This window comes from Cellulosimicrobium cellulans (assembly GCF_006539945.1).
Taxonomy (GTDB): Bacteria; Actinomycetota; Actinomycetes; order Actinomycetales; family Cellulomonadaceae; genus Cellulosimicrobium; species Cellulosimicrobium cellulans.
In genome coordinates this window covers 64,229-76,796 of record NZ_BJNZ01000018.1, presented here as the reverse complement: position 1 = coordinate 76,796, position 12,568 = coordinate 64,229, and the positions used below count along the sequence as shown (strand labels likewise).

Here is a 12,568-nt window from a genome sequence, read left to right as displayed (position 1 = left end):
GACGGAATGTCGTCGCGGTGCTTCCGCTCCGGGTGAACGTTGCTGTATGTTGCGTGGGCGGCAGGGGGCGCCGAGCCACATGCCTGTGAAATTTCAACCGACGATGGTTGCATGACACATGGAGGCTCTTCATGTCAGGGTGGGATAGTCAGACCTACGGTCGACGCTGGTCAAGCATCTATGACGGGCTTCCGTGGCCCGAGCCGACCGAGACCGTCGACTTTCTCATGGACTGGACGGGGGCGGGGAGGGTTCTCGAGCTCGCGATCGGCACTGGTCGCGTGGCGATCCCGCTGGCTGCGCGGGGTGTCGAGGTCGAAGGACTCGACACCTCCCAGGAGATGATCGACGTCCTGCGGAGCAAGCCAGGTGGCGAGAACCTGACCGTTCACCAGGGGGACATCGGCCGGTTCGCCTTGGACCGCACGTATTCGATGGCCTTTCTGATCCTCAACACGATCTATGCGCTCCAGAGCCAGGAGGAGCAGATCTCGTGCTTTGAGAGCACCGCCGCGGTCGTCGAGCCGGGGGGGCACTTCGTCGTCGAGGCATTCATGCCCGACCCGACGAGATTCCGGCGCAACTCGTGGACCCAGGTGCACGACATCGGCCTCGAGCACGTCGTGATCGAGGCCGACAAGCACGATCCGTCGACGCAGCAGATCCTTGAGCAGCACATCCACATTCGTGACGGAAAGATCGAGCTCTTCCCGGCATTTCTGCGCTATATCTGGCCCTCCGAGATGGACCTCATGGCGCGACTCGCGGGTTTCACGCTCGTCGAGCGGTTCGGGAGCTGGACCAGAGAGAAGTTCTCGGCCCGGTCCGGGCAGTACGTGTCGGTCTATCGTCGTGCCTGACGGTAGCGCCCGTCAGACCTCGATCTCGCTCGGCGCGCGGAGGACCGTCCTGTCCTACGCCCACGAGCGTCCCGTCCACCTCGGGTCGTCGCTCTCGGTGCTGGACATCCTCGACGCGCTGCTCCGGCGCGTCGAGGCGCGCACGGCAGCCGCCGGCGCCCTGCGCAGCCCGGTGGTCCTCAGCAAGGGGCACGCGGTGTGGGCGTTGTACGCGCTCCTGGCCGAGCGCGGCCACGGACGGTACCGCGACCCTGTCGGGCTCCCGGGGCACCCCACCGACGGCTTCCCCGGTGTCGATGTCGCGACGGGTGCGCTCGGACACGGGTTGTCCATCGGGGCGGGCCTCGCGGAGGGGTATCGCCTGGACCGCGTCGAACGCTCGGTCTATGTCGTCCTCGGCGACGGAGAGCTCAACGAGGGCTCGGTGTGGGAAGCCGTGATGTTCGCCGCCCACCGGCATCTCGACCGACTCGTCGTCGTCGTCGACGTCAACGGGCTCCAGCAAGAGGGACCTACCGACGACGTGCTCTGCCTGACGCCTCTGGCACCCAAGTGGCAGTCGTTCGGCTGGTCGGTCATCGAGGTCGACGGGCACGATCCCGTCGCCCTCGGTGCAGCGCTGGACCAGGCGGAGCGCGAGCCCGTGCCGTCCGTGGTCCTCGCCCGGACGGTCAAGGGCCGCGGCGTCACCTTCATGGAGAACAGCCTCCGGTGGCACGTCGGCCGACTCGACGACGACCAGCTCGCCGAGGCGCTCCGCGAGCTGGAGGACTGAACGATGCAGGAGGCCGCCGTCGTCCGCGAACGTGCCGCGATGCGCCCGGCCGTCGCCGGAGCCCTGCGCCGGCTGGGCCACGAGATGGACGACCTCGTGGTGGTCGCGGCTGACGCTCGCGCCCTGGCGGTCCCGTTCGCCACCGACTTTCCTGACCGGTTCATCGACGTGGGCATCGCCGAGGCGAACCTCATGGGGGTGGCCGGCGGCCTGGCACGTACGGGGCGCCCCGTCGTCGTCTGCGGGATGGCGCCGTTCCTCGTGCGCCGTGCGGCAGAACAGCTGCGGCTGGACGTCTGCGTCCCGGGTCTCCCGGTCACCGTGCTGGGGGTGGGCGGAGGCGTCGCGTACGGAGACCTGGGCGCGAGCCACCACGCCCCGGAAGACCTCGCGACCATGGCGAGCATGCCTGGGACACAGGTGTACTGCCCGGCCGACGTCCACGACGCCCGCTGGTCCCTGGCTCGAGCGGTCACGAGCGGAGGGCCGGCGTACGTGCGCCTCGGCGCACGGGAGGACGCCGTCGTCCACGACGAGGACGACGACTTCTCGCCGGCGGGGACGCTTCGGGGCGATGCGGACTACGACATCCTGGTGGTCGCCGCCGGTGCCACGGTTGCTCCCGCGCTCGACGCGACGCGGACGGCGCGGTGCGAGGGGCTCCAGGCGGCGGTGCTCGACCTGGTCCAGGTGCACCCGTTCCCCCGGGAGGCGGTGCAGCGCGCCGCTCGCCGTGCGCGCCGCGTCGTGAGCGTCGAGGAGCACGTCGGTGCGTCCGGGATCGGTGCGCAGACTGCGCTCGCGCTCATCGGGCGGTGGGAGGGGGCGTTCCGTTCGCTCGCGATCGGCGACGGCGTCGCCGCTCCGGGCGCGGACAGAGACCAGCTGTTCGCCGCGTACGGGATCGACGCGCCGGCGATCCATGGGGCGATGACGACGAACACCATCACGACAGGGGGAGTCTAGAGATGCGCGTACTGCTCGGAGCTCAGAGCTGTGGATTCGGCCCCGTATCGAAGCTCACGGCGATATCGCGGGCTCTCGACGGGCACCACCGGGTCTGTGTGGGGGTCACGGTGGCGTCCGACTTCGCCCAACGGAACCCCGACGCCTACGACGAGATCCTCGAGCTCGAGCCGGGGGACCCCGCGCTGGAGCAAGAGCTCACCCGCGCCGACTGGGTCGTCTCCGTGATGAACGCCGACCTCGTGTTCGATGCGCTGGCGGCGGACCGTCCCGTGCTCTTCGTGGACAGCCTCCTCGCGTTCTGGCAGCTGCAGCGCACCCCGGTCGAGATCGCAGACCTGTGCGCCCGCCTGCGCGCGCGGCGGTTCGAGGACTGGCAGGCTGAGCTCGGCGGGCTGGCCCCGCACGAGCAGATCTACGCGGCACACCTGTGCGCGACCGCGTCCGTGGCCCAGAACTTCCCGGGAGTCCCTGAGCGGGTGGAGGAGCTGCGAGGTCTCGGAGCGTCGCGCCCCTACCTCTCCGGGCCGATCGTGGACGAGCTCGGGCTCAGCGAGGAGCGTCCCGCCGGCGACGAGCCGCTGGACCTGCTCATCAACCTCGGGGGCTTCAAGAACTTCCTCCTGGACTACGACGTGCACAACCAGTACCTGGAGCTGTTCTCGCGCTGGGTCCCCGACCTGGTGGCGCGACGGCCCGAGCTTCGGCGGGTCGCGGTGTGCGGGGGTGGGTACGGCGGGCCCAGAGCGCGACGGCTCGAGGTCGGGGAGGCCGTCGTGACGTTCGAGTGCATGGCACAGCGAGACTTCATCGCCGCAGTCGCCTCCGCGCGTCACTACATGCTGACCCCGGGCCTGACGGCGATCCACGAGTCCGTCGTGCTCGGGGCCTTCCCCATGGCGCTCCCCGAGGAGCACTACGGTCACGTCGAGAACCTCCGGGCCCTCGACGGGACGCGCTTCGGCCGTGGTGGCGCCCGGTTCCTGGACCTCATCGAGCACTACGAGATCCCCGAGGACGACTTCGAGGGGACGGCCGCGATCGTCGGGCACGTCGCACGGCTCCTCGAGGACGACGGCGCGTACCGACGGTTCGCCGAGGCGATGGAGAAGCGCATCGACGCCTATGTCTCGCTCGACGAGCACGAGCGTGCGGAGGGCGTGGCGGAGATCCGCACGCTGCTCAGCGGGCCGAGCTTTGCCTCGACGCTCAGCGAGATCATCCCGAGCGCGCACCTCGACGTGCCCGCGCTGTTCGGGGACGCGCGGTGATCGCTACCCCCGCGGACGTCCTCGGCGCCGTCACGGAGGAGGTCCGGGCGCTCCACGACCCGGCGGACCGGGACCGGCTCACCTTCGAGCACTGGGTGCCGCGCAGCGAGCGCAAGCAGCGTCAACGTCTGTTCGTCGCGTCCGTCCTCGACGGCACGCCCCGCTACGTCGCGAAGGTCGCGCTCGACCCCGAGGACGCGATGGTGGGACGTGAGTGGCGGATCCTGCGCGCGCTGCACGAGGGAGCGACCACCGTGCCCTCGCCGGTGGCGGCGCTCGAGCGGGGGTTCGCCATGGCGAGCGTCGGCTCGCGCGACCTTCCCGACGCGCTCCGGGACGCGGACCCGGCGACCTGGCGGAGGCTGCTGGTGCGGGGCGCGGAGATCGGCGCGCGTGTCCACCTCTCCGACGAACGTGCGGTCGGTGACACCACCGCGCCGCCGACGGCGCCGCTGGAGTCGGGGCACGACCTCCCGGTGGAGACCGTCGAGGCGCTCGCGCGAGCGCGCGTCGGAGCCGTCCACGGCGACATGGGTCCGTGGAACTTCCGCGTGGCAGACGACGGGGCACTGTCGCTCATCGACTGGGAGGACTACGCCCCGCGCGGAATCTGTGCGCTCGACGTGCTCAACCTCCTGCTCACGGCGTCGCTCATCGCGTACCCGGAGTACCGGGAGCGAGGGTTCGACTGGCTCTTCGGGCGGCTGTACGACGGGGACGACCCGTACCACGACGCCGTGCGCGCGGCGCTCTCGCGGTACGAGGAGGTCACGGGTGAGGCCCCGGCGACGGTCCTGGCGCTGACTCCGGTCTTCTGCGGCGCGATGATTCGCCGGATCCGCGCCCAGGGGCGGCCGGTCGACCACCTGTTCTTCGGGCCGCTCGCGGCCTACTTCGCGGACCGTCCGCTGCGCCGGCTCGGAGGTGCCCATGTCTGAGCCCGAGGTGATCGACGCCGTCGTGATCGGAGGCGGTCCGTCGGGGATGTTCGCGGCGTGGCTCCTGGCCACCCAGGGGGCGAGCGTGGCACTCCTCGAGAGCGGGCGAGACATGCGCGCGAGCCTGTGCTCCAAGGTCGCGGCCCGCATGGGAGGCCGGTCCGTCCGCGACGCGGAGAAGTTCCGGCTCCAGTGCCACCGGTGCGACTGCCTGACCGGTCTGGGGGGAGCCGCGTTCCACTTCGACACCAACCTCGGCTACCTCTCCGGACTGTCGCGTTCGAAGATCGAGGTGGACTCCTCGGGACGGCGGCAGACGTACAGCGGGCTGGAGCGAGCGCTCGGCGGCTTCGACCGTGCCTCGGCCGCCGTCGCCGAGGTGTACCGCCTGATGCGACGGTTCGGGGCGCAGTCCGTGGAGAGGGCGACGACCGAGGCGGTCGTCGGTGCCCGTGGCGCGGCGGGCGAGGCGCCTCGGGGCTTCGACCTGGCTGACGACGCGACGTCGATCGGGATCACCGTCGACGAGTCCATGGTCATGATCGACGCGCTGTTCGCCGAGGCTCTCGCCGCCGGCCTGGACCTGCGCCTCGGGACGACGGCGCAGACGGTACGGCGCAGTCCCGACGGTAGCTGGCACGTGCGCACGCCGAGCGGTCTCCTGCGCGCCCGGAACGTGATCGTCGGTGCGGGCAAGCTCGCCGTCGGCTGGCTGCAGGCCGTGCTCGACGAGAACGGGATCGAGCACCGGCCGAGCCGGCGGGTGGACCTCGGCGTGCGGATCGAGGCGCCTGCCGAGGTCCTGGCTCCGCTCACGGCCTCCTGCCAGAACCCGAAGTTCACGTTCGTGAACGAGCAGGGGGAGCCGGTCCGCACGTTCTGCGTGTGCGAGCGGGGACGCATCATGCAGTACTCCTTCGCGGACACCGTGCTGCTCGACGGGCAGCACTGCATCACCACCCCGACATCGCGGACCAACTTCGGCGTGATCACCACGGTGACGGTCCCCGATGACGTCGACGGCACGCAGTACGCCGTCGACTATGCGCGTGCCGTGACGACGGCGGGCCAGGGGCTTCCCGTCGCCCAGAGCCTGCTCGGCCTGCTGGGACGCCCCGGTGCCGAGGACTTCAGCGGGACGAGTCTCGTCCGCGCCACCTGGGGCGACCTCGCGGCCGTCCTCGGCCCACAGCGTGTCGCGGACATCGCGCGGATGGTGGACCTGCTCGAGGACATCGCGCCGGGTCTCCTCGGGCCGTCGAGCGTGGTCGCCGCGCCGGTCGTCGAGCGGCTGTACCCCGCTCTCGAGCTGAGCGGCGACATGCAGAGCAGCGTTCCGGGGCTCTACTTCGTCGGTGACAGCTCGTCCAAGATCATCGGCGTCACCTACGGCGCCGCGACGGGCCTGGCCGCCGCGCGGTCCGTCCTGGACAGGACGGGGGGTGCCCGATGACGACACGCCGAGAGCCCGGCCGGGTGGACCCCGAGGTGACGTTCCTCGAGGGCTGGGACGAGCTGTGTGCCCGGAGCCCGCACCTGAGCCCTGCCAGGATCCTGCTCGCGGCGGCCGTCGTGGTGCTGGACCGGCTCGAGGTCTCCGGGCCCGTACTGGTCGGCGACGACGCCTCCGCGGGCACACGTGCGGTGGAGTACCTGCGGACCGCGGGCGCGGACGCGGACTGGACGGCCCTGCTCGACCAGGTGGGTCCCGGCGGCGCCGGCCTCGGGGTGTCCGCCTTCGGCACCGAGACGGACGAGCGCCCGGTCCTGTCGGTCGACGGAGCCCTGGGGACCGCGGCAGACGTGCACGTGGACCTGACCGCGTCCGGGATCGCCGTGCGGCACGGCGACGGGCCTGACGCGCGGGCGTTGGCAGGTCGGCTCCTGGAGCGACTGCGCGTGCTCGTCGTCCGGCTGACCGCGGCTCCCGACGGTCCGCTGCTCGGACGGACCGAGATCCTCACGGAGTCCGACCGCGTGGTGAACGGAGGCACCCCGGCCCGCCTCCCTGACTATCCCGCCGTCCCGCTGCACGAGCTGTTCCGGCTCCAGGCATGGCGGACGCCGGACGCCCCGGCGCTGGTCGGCGACGACGCCCGGCTGACCTACCGTGAGCTCGACCACGTCTCGACGGTGCTCGCGCACCAGGTGGTCGCGGGCGGCGTGCGTCCCGGCGACGCGGTCGGGGTGTGCACGGAGCGGTCGTTCGAGCTCTTCGTCGCGATCCTCGCGATCCTCAAGGCCGGCGCGGCCTTCGTCCACCTCGACCCGGACCTCCCCGTCCCGCGCCTGCTCCAGTTCGTCGAGGTGAGCAGCCCGCGCCTCGTCCTGTCCGGACCAGGTGCCGCAGACCTCGGTGCCGCGGTCAGGACGGCGCCGCTGCCGTCGCTCGCCGCCCTGCGAGCGGCGGCGGAGACCGCGCCGCCCGACGTCGTCGTGGGCGTCGGCGACCCCGCGTACGTCCTCTTCACGTCAGGGTCGACGGGCATGCCGAAGGCTGTCGTGCGGTCGCACCTGCTCCACACGAGCCGAGTCTTCCTCGAACAGTCCCTGTACGGGCTGGGAGCACGCGACCGCCACCTGCTGAAGCTCCCCGTGAGCTCGCGCGAGCTCTTCTGGCCGCTCGCGACGGGCGGAGCGTGCGTCGTCGTGCCGCCGGGCGGGGACCGCGACGACCGCGTGCTGCTGCAGAGCCTTCGCGACCACGAGGTGACCGTGCTGAGCATCGTGCCCTCGATGCTGCGCCTTCTCGCCGCCTCCCCGGCGTTCGCGGAGCTTCCCGCGCTGCGTCACGTCTTCGTCGGGGGAGAGGCCCTGCACACCGACCTCGAGGAGCGCGTCCGGTCCCTCGGCTACGAGGTGCACACCACGTTCACCCTCACCGAGGCCGACTACGTGACCCACCGCGGAGGGCCCGCGGGGGAGCTCGACAGCGACGGCACGAACATCGGTCGACCGCTCGACATGCGGGTCTACGTCTGCGACGAGCACGGGCGCCGCGTGCCGACGGGGGTGGTCGGCGAGGTCTGGGCCGGGGGACCCGGGATCGCTGACGGCTACCTGGGAGACCCCGAACGCACGGCGCAGCGGTTCGTCCCGAACCCGTTCGGCGACGCTCAGGCACCGACGCTGTTCCGCACGGGCGACCTGGCGCGTGTGCACGACGACGGGTCGTTCGAGTACGTGGGACGCCGCGACCTGCAGGTCAAGGTCCGGGGACAGCGGGTGGAGCCGACGGAGGTCGAGCACTGGATCCGGGCGCACCCTGCCGTCGAGGACGCCGCCGTGGTCGGCTACGCGGACCGAGAGCAGGGCGCCGTCCTCGTCGCGTTCGTCGTCGCGCAGGACGACCGGGCCACGGAGCGCGCCCTGCGTGCACACCTCGCCCAGCACGTCCAGAGCTGGATGATCCCGCGCCACGTCACGTTCGTCGCGCGGCTCCCCCAGCTCCCGAGCGGCAAGGTGGACCGCGTCGCGCTGCGCCTGCCGGAACGTGCCCGCCCCGCGACGCTGCCCTCACCGACGCCCGCGCAGGACACGGTGCAGTCGGTGCTGCTCGATCTGTGGCGTCGTGTGCTGCAGCTCGACGAGATCGGCATCGACGACGACTTCTTCGAGCTCGGGGGCGACTCGTTGCGGGTCATGCTGCTGCGGGCCGCGATCCAGGACGAGCTCGGGCTGTCGGTCGAGGCGGTCGCGCTGCTGGGCGCCCCGACCGTGCGCTCGCAGGCGGCCGTCCTCGACGCGCCCCGGGACACCGGGGCGGACGCGGCACCGGCGGCGCCGGTGGCTCCGCGACGCGCCACCGTCGCGCCGCAGCGTCCCGACCGGTCCACGACGGCCGTCGAGGCGGAGCGGGAGCGGCGCGCCGCGTTGCTCCGCTCCCGGGGCGAGCGAGGAGGTGTCCGATGACCCGGATCGCCCTGGTCGGGGCCGCAGCGCGACTACCGATGTCCCCGGATCTCGGCACGTTCTGGGACAACCTCGTCTCCGGACGCGACTGCATCACGCGCCCGACGGTCGAGGAGCTGCGCGGGATCGAGCGGGACCGGCTGCTCGACGACGCGCGGTGGATCGGAGCCTCCGGACGGATCGACCGTGCCCACGAGTTCGACCCTGCGTACTTCGGCATGGCACCGCGGACCGCGACCGTCACGGACCCGCAGCACCGCCTCCTGCTGACGACCGTGCAGCATGCGCTCGACGACGCGGCGATCGTGCCGGAGCGCGGCGCACGTGTCGGCGTGTACGTGGGCGTCGGTCGCAACCGTCACGAGGAGCTCGTGCGGACGGTGTCGCGGCTGCGGGAGGACCCGATCGACGAGATGACGATCGAGGTCGGCAACGGAAAGGACCACGCCAGCACCAAGGTCGCGTTCCGGTACGGGTTCACCGGGCCGGCGGTCACCGTCCAGTCGGCGTGCTCCACGGGTCTCGTCGCGGTCCACCAGGCGTGCCAGGCGCTGGCCAACCACGAGTGCGACATCGCGATCGCCGGGGCGGCGGCGGTGCGTGTCCCGGGTGTCCACGGATACCTGTACCTCCCGGGCAGCATCGGATCGAGCGACGGGTTCTGCCGACCCTTCTCGGCGCGTGCCAGCGGTGCCGTCGCCGGGGACGGGGTCGCCGTCGTCGTCCTCATGCGCGAGAGCGACGCGCTCGCCGACGAGGCGAGGGTGCGCGCCGTGGTCCTCGGGTCCGCGGTGAACAACGACGGGGCGAAGAGCGGCTACGCGTCCGTGAGCGCCGCGGCGCAGGAGGACGTGATCCGGGACGCCCTGCTCTTCGCCGAGGTCGAGCCGGACGACGTCGGCTCGGTGGAGGCGCACGGGTCGGGGACACCGCTCGGTGACGCGACCGAGTGGTCGGCGCTGCGCGCCGTCTACGGTGGCCGGGGCCGGACGCTCGTCGGGTCCGTGAAGTCGAACCTCGGCCACCTGCGCGAGGTGTCCGGCCTCGCGGGGCTGCTCCGCGTCGTGGGCAGCCTCGAGCACGGTCGGGTGCCCCCGACGGTCAACGTCGGTGCGGCAGCGGACTTCACGCGCGACGACAGCGGTCTCGTGCTGGCCCGTTCGGCGCAGGACTGGCCCCTCCCGGGCGTACGCCGCGCTGCCGTCAGCGCGTTCGGCCTGGGGGGCACGAACGCCCACGTCGTGCTGGAGGAGGCCCCGGAGGTCGTCCGTCCCGCGCCCGCCGACGACGACCGTCCGTCGCTCGTGGTCCTGTCCGCGCACACACCGGCAGCGCTGGACGCCACGGCCGCCGGGTGGGCGGCCGCCCTGCGCGACGGCGTCCCGCTCGCGTCGGCCGCAGCGGTCTCCCAGCGTGGCCGGGCACGCCGGGCGCATCGCCGCTTCGTCGTCGGCACCGATCGCGAGGAGGTCGCCGAGGACCTCGCGGACGGCTCGTCGGTCGACGTGCCCGACCGCGACGGCCTCTGCTTCGTGTTCCCGGGTGTGGGAGACCAGTACCCGTCCATGGCGGCCGGCCTGCGCGAGTGGCTCCCGGGCTTCGACGACGACCTGCGCGGGCTCCTGGAAGCGTGCGGTGAGCACGCCGGTCGCGACCTCTCGGGCGCTCTGTCGCAGGAGGTCCGCGGGACCGAGCCCACGGAGGGAGGGTTCAGCCTGCGGCGGCTCGTCGAGAAGCGCGACGGTGCGAACCTCGAAGAGGTCGACACGATCGTGGACCACGCCGTGGTGTTCTCGCTGCAGGTCGCACTCGCACGAAGCCTCCAGCGGCTCGGCCTGCAGTTCTCCGCGCTCGTCGGTCACAGTCTCGGGGAGCTGTCGGCGGCGACGGTGGCCGGGATGTTCGCGGACGACGAGGCCGCGCGGTTCGTCATGACTCGGGCGCGGCTCGTGGACGCGCAGCCGGCGGGAGCGATGCTCGCCCTCAACATGTCCGAGCAGGAGGCCACGGCGCTCACCGGACCGGACGTGTGGCTGGCCGCCGTGAACTCGCCGCGCAGCTGCGTGGTCGCCGGCGAGCGCGACGTGATCGTGGCCCTCGCGGAGACGGTGGCGGACCGGGGGATGGCCGGCCGGCTGCTGCCGGTGTCACAGGCCCTGCACACGCCGCTGATGGGACCGGCGGCCGACGAGCTCGCCGCGCTCCTGGGGACCATGACGATCCGTCCTCCCCGCGTCCCGGTCGCCTCGAACGTCACCGGCGGGTGGGTCGGCGACGAGATCACCGACCTCGACTACTGGCGCCGGCACCTGACCGGCACGGTCCGGTTCGGTCAGGCGCTCGTCACGGCGTCGTCGCGCAGCGGGGTGCTCCTGGAGATCGGGCCCGGGCAGCTGCGTACGCTCGCCACGCAGTGCCAGCGCGAGCTCGGTGGCGTCGCGGTCGTGTCGACGGTCCGCCGTGAGTACCAGAACGAGCGCGACGACGCCGTGCTCCTTCGAGCGATCGGCGCGACGTGGGCTGCGGGGGCGGGAGAGCCGGACTGGGGGCTTCTCGGCGCGCCGACCGCCGGGTGGCGCACGTCCTTGCCGGGAACCGCGTTCGACGAGCGGCGCCATGACGTCGCGGAGGGGATCGACGTCGATCTCGACGCCGCGGGGCCGGTCGTCCACGCCGCGACGGCACCGCGACCGGCCGGAGGAGAAGCCGCGGCGTCCGCTCCGGCACCGGGCCCCGAGGCGGAGCGGGAGACGACGTCCGACGTCCTGCGGGCGCTGGAGGCCGTCTGGGCGCAGGTGCTGGGCGTGACGGAGCTCCGCGGGTCGAGCGACTTCTTCGAGCTCGGCGGCGACTCGATGATGAGCGTCCAGCTGATCCGCGGGCTCGAGGAGCGTCTCGGCTTCCACGTTCCCGCGTTCGTCGTCTTCGAGGAGTCGCAGCTTCGCCGGATGGCGCGGCGCATCGAGAGCTGGAACGAGGAGAGGGAGCAGCGAGATGGGTGAGCCGATCCGGACCGTCGGTGTCGTCGGTGCAGGAGTGATGGGCGTGAGCCTCGCCCACGCGCTGACCGCCGCCGGCCTCGACGTCGTCCTCCACGACACGTCTCCCGACGCGCTCGCCCGCGCGGAGGGTGAGGTGGCGCGGGCTTCGCGGCTCGCGCGCCTGTCCCTGGGCAGGGCGACGCGAGCGACCGGCTCGCTGCGGTTGTCGTCGTCGCTGGCCGACGTCGCGGGTTGCGCGCTCGTCGTGGAGAACGTGACCGAGGACGCGGAGCTGAAGAGCACGGTGCACCGGGAGCTCGACGCGATCCTGCCCGGCGAGGCGATCGTGGCGGTCAACACGTCCGCCGTCCCGATCACGGAGGTCGCCCTCGCCGGGGAGCATCCCGGCAGGGTCGTCGGTGCTCACTTCATGAACCCGGTCGCCACGTCCTCGATGGTCGAGGTCATCCGGACGGAGCACACCTCGGACCGCGCGATCGACGTCCTGTGGGAGGTGCTCGACGCCCTGGGCATGGAGATGGTGGTCGTGGAGGACGCGGCGGGTTTCGTCATCAACCGCTGCCTCATGATGTTCGTCAACGAGGCGGCCGCGCTGCTCGACGACGGAGTCGCGTCAGCGGCCCAGGTCGACCGCCTCTTCCGCGGGTGCCTGGGCCACCGCACGGGCCCGCTGCGCACGGCTGACGTCATCGGCATCGACACGATCGTGGACACGCTGCGGGTCCTGAGCGACCACTACGGGCCCGAGCGCTTCACCCCCTGCACTCGGCTCACGGCGATGGTCCGGGAAGGGCACCTCGGCCGGAAGTCCGGGCAGGGGTTCTACAACTACGAGGAGGACTGA

9 protein-coding genes are annotated in these 12,568 nt (G+C 72.1%); all 9 read left to right on the top strand.

Going from position 1 to position 12,568, the window contains the following annotated elements; all coding sequences use genetic code 11:
• Window positions 1-131 precede the first annotated feature (131 nt).
• The 9 genes from CCE02nite_RS13765 to CCE02nite_RS13725 all read left to right on the top strand — a co-directional run bounded on the left by CCE02nite_RS13765 (window position 132) and on the right by CCE02nite_RS13725 (window position 12,568).
• Window positions 132-860 carry a class I SAM-dependent methyltransferase gene (locus tag CCE02nite_RS13765; protein WP_141390192.1) on the top strand — a complete coding sequence of 243 codons (729 nt, stop codon included), beginning with the start codon at window positions 132-134 and terminating at the stop codon, window positions 858-860.
• Complete coding sequence (locus tag CCE02nite_RS13760; protein WP_170227317.1) at window positions 853-1,635, top strand: transketolase; 783 nt, start codon at window positions 853-855, stop codon at window positions 1,633-1,635. Before CCE02nite_RS13765 ends, CCE02nite_RS13760 begins: the two co-directional genes overlap by 8 nt.
• Window positions 1,636-1,638: 3 nt before the next feature.
• Window positions 1,639-2,601 carry a transketolase family protein gene (locus CCE02nite_RS13755; RefSeq protein ID WP_141390190.1) on the top strand — a complete coding sequence of 321 codons (963 nt, stop codon included), beginning with the start codon at window positions 1,639-1,641 and terminating at the stop codon, window positions 2,599-2,601.
• A 110-nt stretch (window positions 2,602-2,711) separates the two neighbouring features.
• Window positions 2,712-3,872 carry a hypothetical protein gene (locus CCE02nite_RS13750; protein WP_141390189.1) on the top strand — a complete coding sequence of 387 codons (1,161 nt, stop codon included), beginning with the start codon at window positions 2,712-2,714 and terminating at the stop codon, window positions 3,870-3,872.
• Complete coding sequence (locus tag CCE02nite_RS13745; protein ID WP_141390188.1) at window positions 3,869-4,810, top strand: protein kinase family protein; 942 nt, start codon at window positions 3,869-3,871, stop codon at window positions 4,808-4,810. Before CCE02nite_RS13750 ends, CCE02nite_RS13745 begins: the two co-directional genes overlap by 4 nt.
• Window positions 4,803-6,263 (top strand): FAD-dependent oxidoreductase, encoded by a 1,461-nt coding sequence (locus CCE02nite_RS13740; RefSeq protein WP_141390187.1) that lies wholly within the window; start codon window positions 4,803-4,805, stop codon window positions 6,261-6,263. The genes CCE02nite_RS13745 and CCE02nite_RS13740 overlap by 8 nt, the downstream gene beginning before the upstream one ends.
• Window positions 6,260-8,722: a non-ribosomal peptide synthetase gene (locus tag CCE02nite_RS13735; RefSeq protein ID WP_141390186.1), complete on the top strand. Its 2,463-nt coding sequence runs from the start codon at window positions 6,260-6,262 to the stop codon at window positions 8,720-8,722. Before CCE02nite_RS13740 ends, CCE02nite_RS13735 begins: the two co-directional genes overlap by 4 nt.
• Window positions 8,719-11,724: a type I polyketide synthase gene (locus CCE02nite_RS13730; RefSeq protein ID WP_141390185.1), complete on the top strand. Its 3,006-nt coding sequence runs from the start codon at window positions 8,719-8,721 to the stop codon at window positions 11,722-11,724. The genes CCE02nite_RS13735 and CCE02nite_RS13730 overlap by 4 nt, the downstream gene beginning before the upstream one ends.
• Window positions 11,717-12,568 (top strand): 3-hydroxyacyl-CoA dehydrogenase family protein, encoded by an 852-nt coding sequence (locus tag CCE02nite_RS13725; protein ID WP_218027116.1) that lies wholly within the window; start codon window positions 11,717-11,719, stop codon window positions 12,566-12,568. Before CCE02nite_RS13730 ends, CCE02nite_RS13725 begins: the two co-directional genes overlap by 8 nt.